Origin of the sequence: Brevibacillus sp. WF146 (assembly GCF_001673705.2) — a bacterium.
Classification (GTDB): domain Bacteria; phylum Bacillota; class Bacilli; order Brevibacillales; family Brevibacillaceae; genus Brevibacillus; species Brevibacillus thermoruber.
This window is the reverse complement of record NZ_CP109943.1, coordinates 4,039,791-4,057,411: the sequence shown is the minus strand read 5'-3', so window position 1 is coordinate 4,057,411 and position 17,621 is coordinate 4,039,791. Positions and strand designations below refer to the sequence as shown.

General features: G+C 60.5%; 17 protein-coding genes and 1 riboswitch. Of the genes, 9 read left to right on the top strand and 8 right to left on the bottom strand.

Translation table 11 applies throughout. The annotated features are described in order from the left end of the window. Window positions 1-83: 83 nt before the first annotated feature. From atoS to A6764_RS20095, 3 genes are all read left to right on the top strand, one after another. The gene (atoS, locus tag A6764_RS20105; protein WP_035299050.1) at window positions 84-1,937 is read left to right on the top strand and encodes a two-component system sensor histidine kinase AtoS; all 1,854 of its coding nucleotides are present in this window, start codon (window positions 84-86) and stop codon (window positions 1,935-1,937) included. Next, the gene (locus A6764_RS20100; protein WP_065067740.1) at window positions 1,909-3,303 is read left to right on the top strand and encodes a sigma-54-dependent transcriptional regulator; all 1,395 of its coding nucleotides are present in this window, start codon (window positions 1,909-1,911) and stop codon (window positions 3,301-3,303) included. The genes atoS and A6764_RS20100 overlap by 29 nt, the downstream gene beginning before the upstream one ends. Before the next feature lie 178 nt (window positions 3,304-3,481). Further along, complete coding sequence (locus A6764_RS20095) at window positions 3,482-4,810, top strand: TIGR00366 family protein (protein WP_035299054.1); 1,329 nt, start codon at window positions 3,482-3,484, stop codon at window positions 4,808-4,810. Window positions 4,811-4,896: 86 nt separating this feature from the next. Here A6764_RS20095 and A6764_RS20090 read toward each other — a convergent pair whose 3' ends face one another. The 5 genes from A6764_RS20090 to A6764_RS20070 all read right to left on the bottom strand — a co-directional run bounded on the left by A6764_RS20090 (window position 4,897) and on the right by A6764_RS20070 (window position 10,578). Next, complete coding sequence (locus A6764_RS20090) at window positions 4,897-6,714, bottom strand: APC family permease (protein WP_035299056.1); 1,818 nt, start codon at window positions 6,712-6,714, stop codon at window positions 4,897-4,899. A gap of 78 nt (window positions 6,715-6,792) precedes the next feature. After that, window positions 6,793-6,917: riboswitch (cyclic di-AMP (ydaO/yuaA leader) on the bottom strand. 135 nt (window positions 6,918-7,052) lie between these two features. Beyond that, window positions 7,053-8,396, bottom strand: coding sequence for a hemolysin family protein (locus A6764_RS20085; RefSeq protein ID WP_035299057.1), 1,344 nt, complete (start codon window positions 8,394-8,396; stop codon window positions 7,053-7,055). A 200-nt stretch (window positions 8,397-8,596) separates the two neighbouring features. Beyond that, window positions 8,597-9,715, bottom strand: a complete 1,119-nt coding sequence (locus A6764_RS20080) for a site-2 protease family protein (RefSeq protein WP_065067741.1) — start codon at window positions 9,713-9,715, stop codon at window positions 8,597-8,599. Window positions 9,716-9,834: 119 nt separating this feature from the next. Continuing rightward, complete coding sequence (locus A6764_RS20075) at window positions 9,835-10,134, bottom strand: iron-sulfur cluster biosynthesis family protein (RefSeq protein ID WP_065067742.1); 300 nt, start codon at window positions 10,132-10,134, stop codon at window positions 9,835-9,837. 93 nt (window positions 10,135-10,227) lie between these two features. Next, window positions 10,228-10,578 carry a DUF3905 domain-containing protein gene (locus tag A6764_RS20070; protein WP_029100701.1) on the bottom strand — a complete coding sequence of 117 codons (351 nt, stop codon included), beginning with the start codon at window positions 10,576-10,578 and terminating at the stop codon, window positions 10,228-10,230. Window positions 10,579-10,713: 135 nt separating this feature from the next. On the opposite strand from A6764_RS20070, the gene A6764_RS20065 reads away from it, so the two are divergent. From A6764_RS20065 to A6764_RS20050, 4 genes are all read left to right on the top strand, one after another. Further along, window positions 10,714-11,877, top strand: a complete 1,164-nt coding sequence (locus A6764_RS20065; protein ID WP_255309739.1) for a glycosyltransferase family 2 protein — start codon at window positions 10,714-10,716, stop codon at window positions 11,875-11,877. Then, the gene (locus tag A6764_RS20060; RefSeq protein ID WP_044897088.1) at window positions 11,805-12,074 is read left to right on the top strand and encodes a DUF3886 domain-containing protein; all 270 of its coding nucleotides are present in this window, start codon (window positions 11,805-11,807) and stop codon (window positions 12,072-12,074) included. The genes A6764_RS20065 and A6764_RS20060 overlap by 73 nt, the downstream gene beginning before the upstream one ends. Further along, on the top strand, window positions 12,071-12,217 hold the full coding sequence (locus A6764_RS20055; protein WP_160297061.1) for a hypothetical protein: 147 nt from the start codon (window positions 12,071-12,073) through the stop codon (window positions 12,215-12,217). The genes A6764_RS20060 and A6764_RS20055 overlap by 4 nt, the downstream gene beginning before the upstream one ends. Window positions 12,218-12,282: 65 nt before the next feature. Further along, a complete protein-coding gene (locus A6764_RS20050) occupies window positions 12,283-12,462 on the top strand; it encodes a hypothetical protein (RefSeq protein ID WP_029100697.1) in 180 nt (59 codons plus the stop codon). A gap of 116 nt (window positions 12,463-12,578) precedes the next feature. Here A6764_RS20050 and A6764_RS20045 read toward each other — a convergent pair whose 3' ends face one another. Genes A6764_RS20045 through A6764_RS20035 form a run of 3 tightly spaced genes read right to left on the bottom strand, consistent with a single transcriptional unit; the run spans window position 12,579 to window position 15,784 of the window. Then, window positions 12,579-13,766 carry an ABC transporter permease gene (locus A6764_RS20045; RefSeq protein WP_044897089.1) on the bottom strand — a complete coding sequence of 396 codons (1,188 nt, stop codon included), beginning with the start codon at window positions 13,764-13,766 and terminating at the stop codon, window positions 12,579-12,581. Beyond that, window positions 13,763-14,482: an ABC transporter ATP-binding protein gene (locus A6764_RS20040; protein ID WP_035299065.1), complete on the bottom strand. Its 720-nt coding sequence runs from the start codon at window positions 14,480-14,482 to the stop codon at window positions 13,763-13,765. The genes A6764_RS20045 and A6764_RS20040 overlap by 4 nt, the downstream gene beginning before the upstream one ends. 27 nt (window positions 14,483-14,509) lie before the next feature. After that, window positions 14,510-15,784, bottom strand: a complete 1,275-nt coding sequence (locus A6764_RS20035) for an efflux RND transporter periplasmic adaptor subunit (protein WP_065067743.1) — start codon at window positions 15,782-15,784, stop codon at window positions 14,510-14,512. A 218-nt stretch (window positions 15,785-16,002) separates the two neighbouring features. Here A6764_RS20035 and A6764_RS20030 point away from each other — a divergent pair, with 218 nt between their 5' ends. Together A6764_RS20030 and A6764_RS20025 are read left to right on the top strand one after the other, a co-directional pair. Then, entirely contained in the window at window positions 16,003-17,364 is a 1,362-nt protein-coding gene (locus tag A6764_RS20030; protein ID WP_065067744.1) for a glucose-6-phosphate isomerase, read from the top strand. Beyond that, window positions 17,351-17,596, top strand: coding sequence for an excisionase family DNA-binding protein (locus A6764_RS20025; protein ID WP_029100692.1), 246 nt, complete (start codon window positions 17,351-17,353; stop codon window positions 17,594-17,596). Before A6764_RS20030 ends, A6764_RS20025 begins: the two co-directional genes overlap by 14 nt. Window positions 17,597-17,621: the final 25 nt, after the last annotated feature.

Here is a 17,621-nt window from a genome sequence, read left to right as displayed (position 1 = left end):
CGCACATCTCAAAAACGGATACAGTTGTATGATAGAATAGGATCACACCAAAAGGCAAAAGCAAAAAGGGACGGGATTCATTCGTGAAAGCATACCTGTACCGCATCCGCTTTGTCGCCTCCGTCATCGCCGTGACCGTGCTGCCGATTCTCGTCACCGGAGCGGTTTTGCTGAGAGCGGCCGAGCAGGCGCTGCTGGAGGAGAAAAAGCAAAAACTGATCGCGGTAACGGAGCAGCTCGATTACGTGTTGTCGAAAGATTTTGACGCCATGCTCCGGGAACGGGGGATGCAGGCGGCGCCGCGGGAACAGCAGATCGAGGCGTTAAACCGGGCTCTGGCGCCGCTGACGGACCGCCTCGCCGCCGCACATCCGGGGATCGGGGTCGGCTATTACGCGGCGGGATTGGATGCGATCGTGACGTACGGCCCCAGCGAGGAGATGAGCCGTTACGTGGGCAAGTCGATCCCTCCCGACCATCCCGGGCGGCGGGTGATGCGTGACGGCGTCGTCGAGGTGGCGGTCGGCCAGCAGGTGCGGGGGAACATCATGAACGCGATGCACCCGCTGACCCGCAATGGCCGGATCATCGGCTACGCCTGGGCCAACGAACTGATGAGCAGCATCGACGTGCAGCTCGCGGGCATGCGGAAGAGCATCTACGCCATCCTGGGCATCGGCTGCATGGTGGCGGCGGCGGCCAGCGGTCTGCTCATGCACCGGCTGGAAGTGATCCTGGCCGAGATCAAGGCGGGGCTGAGGCGGCTGCGGTTTGACCTGTCCTTTCGCATGAAACGGCTGGACGGCGAGCCGGGGGAGATTTCCGACGCGATCAACAAGCTGGCCAGCGACCTGCAGGCGAGCCGCAGCCATACGGAGACGATCGTGCAGAGCATGGACAGCGGCATCGTCGCGCTTGACCACTGCGGACGGATCACCGCCTGGAACGACGCGGCAGCCCGGATGACCGGACTGGCGGCCGAGCAGGCGGTGGGGCAGACTTATACGGACATCTTTGCGGAGGAGGAGGTGCTGGTGGCCGCGCTGACCGACGCCCTGCATCACGGCCGGACGGCCCGGGACGCGGAGTGGCGGCCCGCCCGCCGCGAGCGGGGAGCACAGGTTGTCAACGTGACCACCTCCATCTGGCGCGGACCGGCGGGAGAGGTGCTGGGTGCCATCGCCGTGCTGGACGACCGGACGGAGTGGAAGCGGATGGAGGCCAAGCTGGCGCAGGCGAAACGGCTGGCCGTGGTGGGCGAGCTGGCCGCCAGCATCGCCCACGAAGTGCGCAATCCGCTGACGTCGATCAAGGCGTTTGCGCAAATCCTCGAGGAAGAATGGCCGCCCGGACACGACAACCGCGAGTACACCGGGATCATCGTGGAAGAAGTGGAGCGGCTGAACCGCTTTGCGGACGAGCTGCTGCTGTTCGCCCGCCCCAACGAGGAGCGGCACGTCCCCTCGTCCGTTTGCGACGTGCTGGACCAGACGCTGGCGCTGGTGGTACCGGGCATGGCCAGGCAGGGCATTGCGGTGGAAAAGACGTACGCCGCTTCTCTGCCGGCTGTATTGGCCTCGCCGGAACTGCTGAAACAGGTGTTTCTCAACATATTGATCAACGCGCAGCAGGCCATGCCGAACGGCGGCAGCGTCAGGGTGGAGGCGGAGGGAGACGAGCGGGAGGCGCGCATTCACGTCACCAACGACGGCCCGCCCATCGCCGAAGAACACCTGCTGTCCGTGTTTGATCCGTTTTTTACCACCAAACCGGCCGGGACGGGGCTGGGGCTGGCGATCTCCCAACGAATCGTCCAGGCGTACGGGGGACAGATCAGCGCCCGCAACGTGCCGGGAGGAGTCCGGTTCACGGTGACGCTGCCGGCGACCGACAGAAAGGAGGAAGAGGATGAAAAAACGGGTGCTGCTGGTCGATGACGAGGCCAATGTGCGCAAGGCGCTGACGACGACGCTGCGCAGGGCGGGGTACGAGACGAGAGAGGCGTCCGGCGGAGCGGAAGCGCTGGAACTAGTGCGCAGCTTTCGGCCCGAGGTGATGCTCCTGGATCTCAGGATGCCGGAGCCGGATGGCATGGAGACGCTGCGGCGGCTGCAGCAGGTGGACGGGCCGCGTCCCAGCGTGGTGATGATGACCGCCTACGGGTCCGCCGCGGACGTGATGGAAGCGATGAAGCTGGGAGCGTTTGACTACGTGCAAAAGCCGTTTGACGTGGCCCGGATCAAGCAGGTGGTGGCCAGAGCGGTGCATCAGCGCGAGCCGGACGAACCGGCGGGGGTGGTCAGGAGGCCGACGGAGGAGCTGACGGACCAGCCGGGGCTGGTGGGATTGAGTCCGGCGATGCAGGAGGTGTACAAGCTGGTCGGGCGGGTCAGCACGACCAAAGCGACGGTGCTGATCCAGGGAGAGAGTGGAACGGGCAAGGAGCTGATCGCCCGGGCGATACACGCCAACAGCCCGCGCGCAGCCAAGCCGATGATCCCCGTCAACTGCGGCGCCATCCCGGAAACCCTGCTGGAAAGCGAACTGTTCGGCTACGAACGGGGCGCGTTTACGGGGGCGGCCGGCCGCAAACCGGGGCTGTTTGAGCTGGCGGACGGCGGCACGCTGTTTCTCGACGAGGTGGGCGAGCTGAGCATGCCGCTGCAGGTCAAGCTGCTGCGCGTGCTGCAGGATCGGACGCTGGTTCGGCTGGGCGGCGTGGAACCCGTGCCGGTCGACGTGCGGATCATCGCGGCCACCAACCGGGACCTGCGGGAGCTGATACGGCGGGGGCAGTTTCGCGAAGACCTGTTCTACCGGCTGCACGTCGTTCCCATTCACATGCCGCCGCTGCGGGAACGAAAGGAAGACATCCCGCTGTTGGTGCAGCACTTTCTCGCCAAGTACGGCCGGGAGCTGGGCAAGGAGGGCTGCTATCTCTCGCCCGCTGCGCTGGACGTCCTGATGGCGTACGACTGGCCGGGCAACGTCCGCCAACTGGAGAACACCATCGAACGCGCCCTGGTGCTGGCCGGCGGCTCCGCCATCCTGCCGGAGCACGTGGAGGTGCACCCGAGGGAAAACGAACCGGCTGGCGCAGCAGACGGCCTCGCCGCGATCCGCATCGAGAATCGGACGATGCGGGACATCATTCGCGAGGTGGAGCGGGAAGCGATCGTCCGCGCGCTGCGCAAAGAGCGGGGCAACCGGCTGCGGACGGCCAAACGGCTGGGCATTTCCCGCCGCGCGCTCCTGTACAAGCTGGAAGCGTACGGGCTGGACGTGCCGGAGCAGAAGCCGTAACGTTCAAACGGCATGCCTCGGTGTGCAAAAAGTATCGATCCTCTGTCTACTTTTTGCGCACTTTGTTTCGGCTTCCGTTCGCGTCACGCCGCAGGTTGTGCAGCGCAGTCGGGCCCGACACGGTTGGAACGGAAATTGAATAATGGATGAGCGACACCATCATGCAAGGAGGACATTTATGAAAGCGCTGTCACGTTTCTTCTCTACGCTCGTTCAGAAGTACCTGCCCGATCCATTCGTGTTTGCCCTTATTCTCACCATTGTCCTGTTTCTGTCCGGCCTCATCTTTACGGAGCACGGTCCGCTTGAGATGGTGCAGTTTTGGGGAAGCGGCTTTTGGAACCTGCTTGCGTTCGCCATGCAAATGAGCCTGGTGTTGGTGACGGGACATGCCCTTGCCAGCTCTCCCCTCCTCAAACGGTATTTGACCCGGTTGGCCGGGGTGGCGAAAACGCCCGCACAAGGCGTGGTCCTGGTCACGTTGGGGGCGGCGCTTGCTTCGCTGTTGAACTGGGGATTCGGCCTGATTGTGGGGGCGCTGTTTGCCAAAGAGGTGGCGAAGCGTGTACCCGGTTCCGATTACCGCTTTTTGATCGCCTGTGCGTATATCGGGTTCCTCACCTGGCATGGCGGACTCTCCGGCTCCATTCCGCTGGTTGCCGCCACGCCGGGCAATCCGATGGAAAAAACCGCCGGTCTGATTCCGCTGACCCAAACGATTTTCACCGACTACAACCTGTTCATCACCGTCGCTTTGCTGATTACCCTGCCGATCATGACGCGCATGATGATGCCGACCGGAAAAGACGTGGTGGAGATCGACCGGCGACTGCTTGGGGATGACGAAGTCGCCACGGCTGCTGCGACTCCCGCGCCCTCGCCAAAATCGTTTGCGGTTGCCATGGAAAACAGCCGGGCGCTGTCCATTCTCATTTCCCTTCTGGGCTATGCGTACCTGGTGTACTACTTTGCGAACAAAGGGTTTAAGGTGGACATCAATACCGTGAATCTGCTGTTCTTTGCCACCGGGCTGCTCCTGCACGGGACCCCGCTTTCGTACATGAACGCCATTGCCCATGCGGCAAAAGGAACGGCGGGAATCATCATTCAATTTCCGTTTTACGCGGGGATTCAGGGGATGATGGAAGAATCCGGCCTGGGCGGAATGATGACCAACGCGTTCATTTCCATCTCCACGCCGGAGACCTTCCCGTTCCTCGCTTTCCTCAGTTCCGGTTTCGTGAACTTTTTTGTCCCTTCCGGCGGCGGACACTGGGTCGTGCAGGGGCCGTTCATCATGCCGGCGGCACAGCAGTTGGGGGTCGACCCGGGGATTGCCGCCATGGCCATTGCTTACGGGGAGGCGTGGATGAACATGGCGCAGCCGTTCTGGGCGCTGCCGGCGCTGGCCATTGCGGGGCTGGGTGTACGGGATATCATGGGATACTGCGTCACGACGCTGCTTGTCTCCGGGATTATTTTCGCGGTTGGCTTGTCGTTCTTCTGACGAGGCGCCGGCATCCGGACATGCCGGCGAATGCAAGAGGGCTGCCCCATGACGTGCGGGGCAGCCCTCGTTTTGGCTGCGGATTCTCATTTTTGCAGGTGATACGGGAACGTCGCGATGGTGACGTCGCGCCGGGTGTAGAGATACGCCCGAATCAACCAACTGGTTTGGTTGTGCAGAAAATTGTGCCACCATTTCTTCGTGATAAACTGGGGAATCAGGACCGTAACGTGGTCGGTATCGGCCGTTTTCCATTCCACGGTCTCGATGAATTTCATCAAGGGCCTGATAATGCTCCGATAGCGGGAGCGCAGCACGATCAAGCGTACGCCCGGGTTCCACTGCTCCCATTTCGCTTCCATTTTTTTGATGGATTCTTCGTCAAACCCCACATACACGGCGACCACGTTGTCCGTCAGCGATTTCGCATAGCCAATCGTGCTGGACACCACTTTGGTCACGCCGGCGACGGGGATGACGATGACACTGCCCTTTACCACCGGTTTTTCGGTGGCGATGTCAATTCGCAGTTCGTCCGCAATATCCCGGTAGTGCTGGTTGATTTTGCGGAAGGCCAGAATCACCGCCGGGAGGAAGAGAAAGACCATCCAGATTTGCGAGAACTTCGTTACGACAAAAATGAGCGTAATGGTCAAGGTCGTCAGCATGCCGACGGTGTTGATCAGGAAGGGAACGGCCCAGCCGGACGGCTTCAACGTGATCCACCGCTTCATCATTCCGGCTTGGGACAGCGTAAACGGGATGAACACGCCAATGGCATAAAGCGGAATCAAATTTTCCGTATCACCGTGGAAGATGACGATCAGAATGGCCGAAAACACGCCCAGGACGATGATGCCGTTGGAAAAGCCCAGCCGGTCTCCGCGCATCATGAACATGTGCGGCATGAACTTGTCCTTGGCAAGCATGAACGCCAGCAGCGGAAATGCGGAAAACGCGGTGTTGGCAGCCAGGAACAGAATGAGTGCCGTGACGGCCTGGATGAAGTAGTACATCATGCCGCGGCCAAACGTGGCGGCAGCGATCTGGGACACGACCGTTTCCTTGGCAGTGGGGGTGATGCCATACCAGTAGGCCAGCAGGCTGATGCCCATGAACATCACGCCCAGAATCGCCCCCATCATCATCAGGGTGCGGGCCGCATTTTTCTCGGCCGGTGCTTTGAAGTTGGGAATCGCGTTTGACACGGCTTCGACGCCGGTCAGCGCCGAACAGCCGGAACTAAACGCCTTTACGAGCAGAAACAGGCTGATCCCGTTGACCGCCGCCCCGTAGGTTGTCCCCGTGAAGGGAACGGCGCCGGTCGCAAACTGAAAAACACCCGCGCCAATCAAGACCAGGATGGCAACAATGAACAAGTAGACCGGGTAGGCAAGAATGGTCGCCGATTCGGTAATCCCCCGAAGATTCAGGATGGTCAAGACCGCAATCATGAAGACGGCAATCAGGACCCGGTCTTCATGCAGGGACGGAAATGCCGACGTAATCGCATCCGTACCGGCAGAGGCGCTGACGGCCACGGTCAGGATGTAGTCGACGAGGAGAGAGCCGCCGGCTACCAGGCCGAACGGCACACCGAGATTTTCCTTGGCGACAATGTATGCTCCCCCGCCGGACGGATAGGCATAGATGGTTTGCCGGTACGAAAGGATGAGAACCAGCAGCAGCCCCAAGACGGCAAGGGAAATGGGAATCGAGTACCAGAGGGCGGAGAAGCCGACCGCCATCAATACCAGCAAAATTTGCTCCGTGCCATACGCCACGGAGGAAAGGGCGTCCGACGACAGAACGGCCAATGCTTTCAGCTTGGTCAGCTTTTCTTCTGCCAGTTCCGTTGATTTCATCGGACGGCCGATCAGGAAGCGTTTCAATTTCGTTACCATGATGTTTGCCTCACTTTGTTTTTCGATGTGTTGTCAGTGAAAAACAAATGAGGGCTAGTCACGATTGTCCATGATGCATCCTCCTCATCCTGCGCTTACGAGGTTAGCTGACGGGTTCGGGCAGATGGGTAGCCCTACTCATGTTCATGAGATTCACCCCGATTGTTGGGTCCCCCGCTCTTGCGATTCAGCGTATCGTAACGGAACTCATTATACATACCGGACCCATGGCCCACAAGAAAAAAAGAAGAGGATGATCTTCCGGTTTGATCCAGATCATGAAAAAACCACCTGCTCCCTTGGGAAACAGGTGGCTGCGTTGTTCGTCAGTGGATGGGTCAGGAGACGTTCGACACCGGCTGCGGCTGCTCCTCTTCCGCCGGGGTCAGCCGTTCGATGGCGACACGGGTGATGCGGTGATTGTCCATGTCGGTCACCGTAAACAGGTGGTTTTCCCACTCGACGGAAGCGCCGACGGCAATCTCTTCTTCGAGCTGGCTGTACAGCCAGCCGCCAATGGTATCGACGTCTTCGGACACCAGTTCAAACGGCAGGTGGTCGTTCAGATCGGTCAGCAGGGTCTTCCCGGCGACGGACAGGCCGTCGACCGTCTTTTCGATGTCGGGACGTTCGTCCGTGTCAAACTCGTCCTGAATGTCGCCGACGATCTCTTCCAGGATGTCTTCCATGGTGACCAGACCGGCCGTTCCGCCGTATTCGTCGATGACGATCGCCAACTGCGAGCGCTTTTTCTGCATCAGCCGCAGCACGTGGCTGATCTCCATCGATTCCGGCACGGTCAGCACGGGGCGGAGGAAATCCTCCAGCCGCACGTCCTTGTTCTGCAGGGCGGCCAGGTAAAAGTCGGTTGCGTGGACAAACCCGACGATGTTGTCCTTATCTTCGTTCGCCACCGGAAAGCGCGTGTGGCGCTCGGTGCGAATAATTTCAAGGTTCTCCTCGAACGTGTTGGAGGTATACAGGCAAACCATGTCGATGCGCGGGATCATGACTTCCCGGGCCAGGGTTTCGGAAAAGTCAAACACGTGCTCCACGAGCGAAAGTTCGGTCTGGTCGATGTGGCCGCTTTGATGGCTCTGGTTGACCAGCAGGCGAATTTCCTCTTCCGTGTGGGCCGCTTCGTGTTCGGACACCGGTTCCAGTCCGGCCCACTTCAGCAGCCGGTTGGCGGTTCCGTTCAGGACCCAGATGGCCGGGTACATTATCTTGTAAAACAGCATCAACGGTGCTGCCACCCACAGCGAGGTCGCTTCCGCTTTCTGAATGGCCAGCGATTTCGGCGCCAGTTCCCCCAACACGATGTGCAGGAACGTGATGATGGCAAAGGCCACGCCGAACGAAATCGCGGAAATCACGTAGTCGGGCAGCGCGAAGTTGTGCAGCAGCGGCTCGACGATCATGTGCGCAATCGCCGGTTCACCGACCCAGCCGAGACCAAGCGAGGCCAGCGTAATCCCCACCTGGCAGGCGGACAGGTAGGCGTCCAGCTTTTGCGTCACTTTTTGCGCGAAGCCGGCCCGTTTGTGCCCTTCATTCACCAGTTGGGTCAAACGCGTCTGGCGCACTTTGACGAGGGCGAATTCGGCGGCTACGAAAAAGCCGTTCAGAAAGACGAGAAAAGCGACAAGCAGCAGGTTCAGCACTATCGGAATACTCTCCAAGCAAACAGTCATCCTCTCTGGAATATTTTGATTGATTCTTTTTTTATGATACAAGATTGGTCCCTGATGCACAAAGCCGAAAAACCGGCGTCCCGGCCCCTGGGGACCCGCTGCCCGGGAAAAACGGCGGTAAGGTGGCCGTCTCACGTGTTTTTGCTCCCGCAACGGCCCGCAGAGGCCTGTACGGAAAAGGCGGCTCGTCAGCGCACGTGCAGCAGGTGCTGGCCGTAGACGAAGAAGGCGGAGAGCACGCCGGCCAGGGCGAGATAGGCGATCAGCACTTTCCACTTGGTGGAGGCCGGTGCCTCATAATACGTCGTCAGACGGTGCAGGAGCTCCTCCACCTGGGCCAGCCGTTGGCGGGCGGCCTGTTCCGCTTCGGTGAGCAGCGCGGAGGGAGCGGGACGGGACGGATCGCCGTCCACGAACAGCACCGGTTCGTGCTCCCACTTCCGGAACAATTCCCAGGTCCGCTCCGCATACTCCTTGTCCATGGCGATGCGGTCGCGGACAAAGCGTTTGTCATCCTGCAAAAACGGGATCAGGAAGCCTTTGGGCGCTTGGGCGGCGAACGCCTCCTCTTTCTCGGCGTAGAGCCGTTCCCGGGTCTCGATCGACGAGTCCAGAAGCGGCCAGCGGGCAATCTCCTGCAGTACGCCCTCCAGCTTTTCTTTTTCGTACCGCAGCATGCGCTGCCGGTACCCTTCCCGCGCACGGCTCCACCAGGTAATCAACCCGATCACAAAAATGAAGACCATCATCGGACCGGGGCTGGCTAACAGCATGGCGCCCAGCCCGAGCAGGCCGAAGAACCAGAGTTTGGTGGACAGCACGGAGACGATCCGCCCGCCGTCCAGCGGCGAGACCGGCAGCAGGTTAAACAGGTTGAGCAGCGCGCCGAGGTAGATCACCAGCGCCCAGAACGGATCGTGCGTCCACCAGTAGAGGGGAAGGGCCGGCAAAAAGGCGAGCATGCCCGCCAGCGGCCCGCCGTAGGCCAGATACGCTTCGGTGCCGGCGTCGCGCGGCTGGTCCTTCATCGCGATAAACGCCCCGGCAAAGGGAATGAACACGGCCGGCGACGTTTTGATCCCCTTTCGTTTGGCGGCGATGACGTGCCCCATTTCATGGACAAAAATCAGATAGACGATGGCTGCTGCGAATTTCCAGCCGTACACCATGGCGTACGCCCACAGGCTGACGATCATCGACAGCAGCGTGGTGCCGAATTTGGAAAATTTCAAGAGGCCCACAAGCCACTTCAGGTTGGTCAGCAGAAAAGCGCCAAGGGCCAATAGAGCCGACCTGGTTTTGTTCATGCCAGTTCCTCCCGAACGGTAATGCTAGGCTGTCATCCGGATATACGAACAGCAGCGGGGAAAGTTTCTCTGCAAGGGGCCGGCTGGCTGCGGGCCCGGTTTGGCGGCTTTTGATGTGTCTATGCGTCCAGACGCGGATTGTGAAAGGTAAAGCCGTATTCCCCGTACAAGGCGTTGTAGCGCAGTTCGGCGCCGTCAAAGTACCAGAAGTCGTTCGGGCGGATCACAAAGCGCATGCCCTCCACCTCGAAGACCGCGTCGCCCGACTGAACCTCGTCTTTTTCTATCGCGTAAAACAGGCCGCCGGTGCCGGGACCGCCCGTGCGGACGTACAGGCGCAGCGTGTCGCCGGGGCGGAATCCGGCGTATCGCTGGTAGGCCTGGGCAAACGCCGGTTCGATGGTCACGTGGATGCTCATGATGGGACTCCTCTCTCACAGGTCATGTACATCCATTGTACCATAAACGGGAAAAACGCCGCTGATGGCACAGCGGCGCAAGCGTCGTCGTCGTCAATCCTTGCCGATGCTGACGTCGTGAGTCGGGTGCATGAACGGCACCCCTTTGGGCGGCTTGTCTTCCAGCAGACCCTTGTTTTCCGCCGTGTTCCAGCCGATGTCGTTGGTCGGGTGAACCCATTTGTCGCCGGACATGACGGACGGGTCCGTCTCCGTGCTCCACTGGTTGAGCGGCGATTCGGGCGAATTGTAGAAGCTGTCGCCAATCACGACGCCGTGTTCGTTGACGAACGGTTTTTGCATGGAGCGGGTCGAGTTTTTGAAATCGGGTGCGCTGATCTGATGGGGAAGCGTGCCATCGATCGAGACGTCTTCATTCACTTCCGTCTTTTGCTTGCGGTCCATCGTGAGCACCTCCTCCCGGCGAAGGTTGTGTTGTGAGCATTCGACTCGGCCTTTTCGCGAATGCGCAGGCACGGCCAGACTGCTCCCGTTCCATTGGACGCGGTCGTGCATAGGGTATAAAAAGGGGGAGATCCGATGTTTACCAGCGTCGTCATTCCGACAAGAAATGCGGCCGATCGGCTCCTGTACACCCTGTTCAGCCTCAACCTGCAGTATACGCCGTTTGACCAATTTGAAGTGATCGTCCTGGACAACGCGTCCCAGGACGACACGAGCGATAAGGTGACCGCCTTCCCTGCCCACTATTCCCTGCACTGTCAGCGATTCCGGAGACGGCTTGCGATGCACCGTCTGCTGAACGCGGGCATTTCCCGGGCAAAGGGGGAGATCATCGTCTTCCTGTCCGGCAGCATGATCGTGCCTCGGGAGTTTGTCGGCACCCACGAGCACGTTCACGCGCAGGAAGCGAAGCAGGTCCTGCTGGGATTGGGGGAGCGCCGTATTTATTCCGTCTACGATCCGCGATTCAGCCCGGCCCAGATGGAGGAATGCAGCGCCTGGCTGGAACATTACCCGCAGATCAAACGGCCCCATTCCAGCGCCTGTGTGGTGCCGCTCCTGGAAGAAAAACCGATTGCCAGCGGACTGCCGTTTCACATCGGTTTGCCCTGCCCGGAAGCGGATCGGCGGCAGGCCATTTGCGACAAGTTTGGAACCAGGCTGGAAGGATTCCGGAGACCCTGGGTGCTGTTTGGCACGGAGCACGTGTCCATTCCCCGTGCGGCGCTGATCAAGGCGGGGGGATTCAAGGAACTGCCGCGGCGGGAGACGGAGCGGGACATGGCCAAACGGCTGTGGAAAGCCGGCTGCCAGTTGCCGGTTTGCCGAGAAGCTTACCCTGCTCAGGCAGGAGCGTCCGCCCGTCGGCGGCCCCGGTCAACGGAAGTCCAGAAACAACCGCCGCGCGAAGTAAAGGCCCGGCGGTTGTTTCGCGCGTGTCATTCTTACCGGTTTTCTTTTAGCCGCTCTTGTGGTTCACTATTGATGGAGCCGTCAGAGCGGACCGCTTCGGATTGGGCTTTCGGCCCGCGGATCTCGGGGGTCTTGCCGAAATCTTTTTCCTTATTTCGTACCATCATCTGCCCTCCTCTTGTGTCGCATGGTGTTAGTATGACCGGAAGCGGCAGTGATGATGAACAGGCAACGGTGAAAGGAGACGATGGTCCATGGCAAAGAAACAGCGCAAACCGCAGCGGCCGACTGCACAACCGGCTGCCGCGGAGGCGAAAACGGGTCTGAACCTGAAAGAGATGCTGAGCCAGGAAGCGCTGGACAAGCTGAAAATGCTGGAGCGGGAGGTACAGGCTGCCCGCGAGCGGGAGGAGAAGGAAGCGGCGGAGCGCAGACGGCGGGAGCAGGAAGAGCGGGAGCGCAACAAGAGCTTTGCCGAACTGCTGGAGGAGTACGACAAAAAAGGCGGAGGCAAGTACAGTTGACGGCGGGCGCTGGCGGCCGGAAGCAGCGGCCGGACACGTCGAAAAACGGCCTGATGAAAAAGCGGCAGCTCTTGGTCAAGGATGAATCCGTCAAGGAGCGGGGACGCGATATCTTGTCCCGGCTGGGGAAAAGGGACAGATAGGCAGCGTACAGGGATTTTTTCCCCGCCTTTCCCATATAGCTAAAAGAAGGGAAGGGGGGAGCCCCGTGGGGACAATCCTGCTGCTTGTCAGCATCTTCTGCGTGGCGGTAGGCACTTGGCGGCTGATCGGCATCTACAAGGAGGGCAAGCCCGAAGGCAAATGGCTCTGGTGGACGGTGGCCAGCGTGGGGATTACGCTCTTTTTTCTCCTGAAGCTGGTCACGGACACCCCTGCCCTCTATTGAATAGCACCTGAAGCGTAGCGCTTGCAGGTGCTTTTTTTGCGTCCCGTCCGGAATCAGGCCATCAGGTCGGCGGACGCTCCCGTGCGGCTTGGCGAAAAGCCGCAGCGAAGGTGGCGTTATTCGTAGCGCAGCGCATCGATCGGGTCCAGCTTGGCCGCCTTGTTGGCCGGATAGAGGCCGAAAAAGATGCCGATCGCGCTGGAAAAGGCAAAGGCGATAAACACGCTGTGCCAGGACATGAGCGGCGGCAGCTTGGCGAAGTAGGAAATCAGCGCGGCGGTGCCGAGGCCGAGCAGGACCCCGATCAGACCGCCAATCAGGCAGACGATCACCGACTCGATCAGAAACTGGACGAGAATGTCCCTTCGCCGCGCTCCCAGCGCTTTGCGGATGCCGATCTCGCGGGTCCGCTCGGTGACGGAGACGAGCATGATGTTCATCACGCCCACGCCGCCGACGACCAGTGAAATGCCCGCGATCACGCTGAATACCATCGTCAGTGTGCCGGTCACCTGGTTGAACTGGCTGACCTGCTGCTGCATGCTCACGGCCCGGTAGTGGCCTTCTTTCTGGTGCTTGCGGCTCAGGTACTGGATCGACTGCTGCATGGCGGCATTGACCGACTCCTTGTCGGTCGCCTTGCCGATCAGGTAGCTGACCCACGGCTCTTCGTACCGGCTCTGGTCAAACCGGATGGGCACGTAGGCGCTGTAGGACTGCTCCATGTCGAAGCGAAACTTGTCCTCCTTGAACGTGCCGATCACGACCAGCGAGGTGCTGCCCATGCGGACGCGCTGGCCCAACGGGTTCATCCGGCCGAACAGCTTCGTCGCCAGCTCCTCCTCGAGGACGACCACCGCCCGCAGCTCCTTGTCATCCGCCGCGCTGAAAAAACGTCCCCTGGACACTTTTACGGTCGGCTGCACCTTCGGAAAATCGGCCGTCGTGGCGTACAGGTTGACGCGCTCTTCCTTTTTCGGCCCCTTGAGCATCGCCGTGGTTTGGTTCATCGGTACGATGTGCTCGATGTTGGGACTGATTTTGCTCAGCACGTCGGCGTCCTCCACGGTGAGGTCGTCCGGCGCATGCTCTTCCTTGCTGTCGAAGTCAACGAAGACGTTGAACGAGTTTTGACCGAATTTCTCCATCTCGCTGACGATGGCTTTCTGTCCGCCTTCTCCCAGCGCGGTGACGGCGATCACCGAGGTAATCCCGATCACAATCCCCAGCATCGTCAAGCCGGAGCGCATCTTGTTCGCCCAAATGCCTTCCAGGGCGCTGCGAAAACTTTCCCAGACGTTCATGTCGTGATCACCTCGTCGGACGGAACGGCAGTCAGCCGGTTTTCCACCCGTTCGTCACGAATGATGACGCCGTCCTTGAACGTGACGATGCGTTCCGCGTGCCGGGCGATGTCCGGCTCGTGCGTAACCAGGATGATGGTGACGCCCTGGCTGTGCAGTTCCTGAAACATGGCCATGATTTCGGTGCCGGAGCGGCTGTCCAGGTTGCCGGTCGGCTCGTCAGCCAGCAGGATGGACGGCCGGTTGACCAGCGCGCGGGCAATGGCCACACGCTGCCGCTGCCCCCCGGAGAGCTGTGTCGGCTTGTGGTGGACGCGCTCGGCCAGCCCGACGCGCCCAAGCGCCTCCAGCGCCCGTTTTCGCCGTTCCGCCCGTCCTACGCCGGCGTACATCATCGGCAGTTCCACGTTGTGCAGCGCCGTGGAACGGGCCAGGAGATTAAAGGATTGAAAGACGAAGCCGATTTTTTGATTGCGCACTTGCGCGAGCTGCTTGTCGGTCAGTTTGCTGACCTCAATCCCGTCCAGCGTGTAGGTGCCGGAATCGGGCCTGTCGAGGCAGCCGAGCATGTTCATGAATGTCGATTTGCCGGAGCCGGACGGCCCCATGATGGCGACGAATTCCCCTTTTTCCACGGTGAGCGAGACGCCTTTCAGGATGGGCAGTACCGACTCGCCCGTCTTGTACGATTTTGTCAGGCCTTCGACGTGCAGCATCGGTCGACCTCCTTTCTTCCGAACAGGTTAGATGCCCGAATTCTGCGGTTCCGCGGATGGCTGGACCGGGGCGTTCTCCTGGAGGGAGTCAAACGGACCGAGAATCACCTGTTCGTCCCCTTTCAACCCCGACTTGATCTCAGCGAACAGCTCGTTTTCCACACCCACGATCACTTTCCGCTTTTTCGCCACGCCGTTCTCCGCCACCCAGACAAACGTGCTGCCGTCCGCATCCTGCTGAACCGCTTCGATCGGCACCTGCAGGGCGTTGTCGATCTTTTCCACGGAGATGTCGATGTCGACGTGGAAGCCCGGTTTCAAGGCGGACAGGTCGCCGCTCGGTTCCAGCGTCACTTTTACCCGGGTCTTCTCCCCTTGGCCCGAGCTGTTTGGCGTTGTGACGGCGATCGGGGAGATGCGGATCACCTTGGCGCTCAGCTTTTGCTTGCCCAGCGCGCTGCCTTCGATCACCGCGGTCTGCCCCAGCCTGATCTTGCTGACGTCGGACTCGTTGATGTCCGCCTCGATCAGCAGATGGTTCAGATTGGCCAGCGTCAGGATTTCCGTTCCCTTGTTCACGTATTGGCCGTTTTCTGCGGCCCGCTCGATGACCGTTCCGTCGGCCGGCGCGACCAGCACGCTTTGCACGCGTTCTTTTTCCAGCAGGGCTTTCTCCGCCAGGCGGGAGTTGATCTGCGCCTCTAGGGAGGCGATCTCTTCCCTGCGCGGCCCTTTTTGCTTCAGCGCGTACTGCTGCCTGGCCACGTTGAGCGCGGACAGCGCGGAGTCCACCTGCGCCTTCGCCTTGTCCAGCTCCTGCTGGGTCGTGGCGCCCGACTCATGAAGCTGCCGAATGCGTTCGTACTCCCGTTTGGCGTTGTCGTAATCCCGCTCCGTCTGGGCGACGCGTTCCCGCTCCTGCGCCAGTTCTTCCGGTTCGCTGCCGGCCTGTGCCTTGGACAGGTTGGCCCGGGCCAGTTCGATCTGCGCGTCGATCTCCATGATCCGGCTGTCCACGTCGGAGGTGTCGATCTTGCCGATGACCTGTCCCTTTTTGACGGCATCCCCCTCCTTCACGGCAAACTCGCGCAGGATTCCGTTGACGTTGGCGTATATCCGCTGCTTGTCTTCGACGGTGACGATCCCGGAGGTGAGTACCTTGGTCTCCAGCGCGGCCGTGGTGACCTTTCCCACGCTGACAGGCGTTCCCGCTGCCTGCTGTGAGCCCATCAGGGTCATGCTTGCGGCTCCCACGGCCAGTACGGCAGCGACGGAGCCGACGATCCACCAGCGTTTCTTCATACGTTCCTGTCTCCTTGCCTAATCATGTTATGAGGTTCGAATGGTTTTACGGGGCTGGAGGGAAAAGGTAACAACGGGCACAGGTTGTTCACAAAATGTTCACAATTATGCGGCGAATCCATGATGGATGGACAGATCGGACTTCTTGCGCTGCCGGTTCGGCGGCAAACATGATAAGATGAGAAGCAGAAACAACCACGTCTTTTGGGGAGGGAGCCATGAACCAAGCGCTTCGTTTCGACTACTCGAACGCCCTGGGCTTTGTTCGGCCGCACGAATGGGCGCAGCTTGCCCCGGCGGTCAAACAGGCCCACGAGCTGCTGCACGAAAAGACGGGGGCCGGCCGCGATTTTCTCGGCTGGGTCGATCTGCCCGTCGACTACGACCGGGTCGAATTTGAACGGATCAAACAGGCAGCGGCGAAAATCCAGGCGGAGTCCGACGTGCTGCTGGTCATCGGGATCGGCGGTTCGTACCTGGGCGCCAAGGCCGCCGTGGACGTGTTGGGCCATCACTTTTACAACCTGCTGCCCAAAGCCAAACGGCGCACGCCGGAGATTTACTTCGTCGGCAACAATCTCAGCCCGGTCTACGTCTCCCACCTGCTGGACGTTCTCGAAGGTAAGGACGTCTCCATCAACGTCATCTCCAAATCGGGCACCACGACGGAGCCGGCCATCGCGTTTCGCCTGTTTCGCGCCTGGCTGGAGAAAAAATACGGGCGCGAGGCAGCGAAAAACCGCATCTACGCGACCACGGACAAGGCGCGGGGCGCATTGAAACGGCTGGCGGACGAAGAAGGGTACGAAACCTTCGTCATCCCCGATGACGTCGGCGGACGCTACTCCGTGCTGACCGCGGTGGGCCTCCTGCCGATCGCCGTGAGCGGCGCGGACATCGACGCGCTGATGCAGGGAGCGGCGGCCGCCCGGGAGCGCTACCTGACGCCCGTCCTGGAAGAGAATCCGTGCTACCAGTACGCGGCCGTCCGCAATGCGCTCTGCCGCAAAGGCAAAACCGTGGAGCTCCTGGTCAGCTACGAGCCGCAGTTCCGCTATTTTGCCGAGTGGTGGAAGCAGCTTTTCGGCGAGTCGGAAGGCAAGGACGGCAAGGGGATTTTTCCCGCTTCCGCCGAGTTTTCTGCCGATCTGCACTCGCTGGGACAGTACATCCAGGACGGCTTGCGCCACCTGTTTGAAACGGTGGTGGCCGTGTCCAAGCCGGCGGCGGACGTGACGATCGGCGAAGACCCGGACGATCTCGACGGGTTGAATTTTCTCGCCGGCAAGGGCATGGACTTCGTCAACAAAAAAGCGTTTGAGGGAACGCTCCTGGCCCATGTGGACGGCGGCGTGCCCAACCTCGTGGTGGAAATTCCGGAAGCGACGGCCTATCACCTCGGCGAACTGATCTACTTCTTCGAAAAGGCGTGCGGCATCAGCGGCTATCTGCTCGGGGTCAACCCGTTCGACCAACCCGGGGTGGAAGCCTACAAGGCGAACATGTTCGCCCTGCTGGGCAAACCGGGGTACGAACGGCAAAAAGCGGAACTGGAAGCGAGACTGCGTGGAAAACAGTAAGACCTACCTGACTGTGGCCGAGACCGCCGCCTACCTGGAACTGCCGGAGACGTTTATTCTGGAAAAAATCCGCGAGGGACGCATCCGTGCCGTTCACAACGGCGAAGAATACCTGATCAACAAGGACCAGTTCCAGCATCATCTGGAGCAGATCCGCAAGCTGCGGGAATGGGAGGAAGCGACCCGAAACGAACCCATTCCCGAAAGCTACGACGTGAAAGACGAGGACTGAGCGCCGCGCTCTTGCCAGGGAGCGG

Coding starts and splice junctions, on each gene's coding strand:
- A6764_RS20035 (WP_065067743.1), bottom strand. CDS start 15,784: ATGAAGAAACGCTGGTGGATCGTCGGCTCCGTCGCTGCCGTACTGGCC.
- A6764_RS20040 (WP_035299065.1), bottom strand. CDS start 14,482: ATGCTGCACGTCGAAGGCCTGACAAAATCGTACAAGACGGGCGAGTCG.
- A6764_RS20095 (WP_035299054.1), top strand. CDS start 3,482: ATGAAAGCGCTGTCACGTTTCTTCTCTACGCTCGTTCAGAAGTACCTG.
- A6764_RS20100 (WP_065067740.1), top strand. CDS start 1,909: ATGAAAAAACGGGTGCTGCTGGTCGATGACGAGGCCAATGTGCGCAAG.
- A6764_RS20070 (WP_029100701.1), bottom strand. CDS start 10,578: ATGGACCGCAAGCAAAAGACGGAAGTGAATGAAGACGTCTCGATCGAT.
- A6764_RS20065 (WP_255309739.1), top strand. CDS start 10,714: ATGTTTACCAGCGTCGTCATTCCGACAAGAAATGCGGCCGATCGGCTC.
- A6764_RS20030 (WP_065067744.1), top strand. CDS start 16,003: ATGAACCAAGCGCTTCGTTTCGACTACTCGAACGCCCTGGGCTTTGTT.
- A6764_RS20090 (WP_035299056.1), bottom strand. CDS start 6,714: ATGGTAACGAAATTGAAACGCTTCCTGATCGGCCGTCCGATGAAATCA.
- A6764_RS20060 (WP_044897088.1), top strand. CDS start 11,805: ATGGCAAAGAAACAGCGCAAACCGCAGCGGCCGACTGCACAACCGGCT.
- A6764_RS20045 (WP_044897089.1), bottom strand. CDS start 13,766: ATGAACGTCTGGGAAAGTTTTCGCAGCGCCCTGGAAGGCATTTGGGCG.
- A6764_RS20080 (WP_065067741.1), bottom strand. CDS start 9,715: ATGAACAAAACCAGGTCGGCTCTATTGGCCCTTGGCGCTTTTCTGCTG.
- A6764_RS20075 (WP_065067742.1), bottom strand. CDS start 10,134: ATGAGCATCCACGTGACCATCGAACCGGCGTTTGCCCAGGCCTACCAG.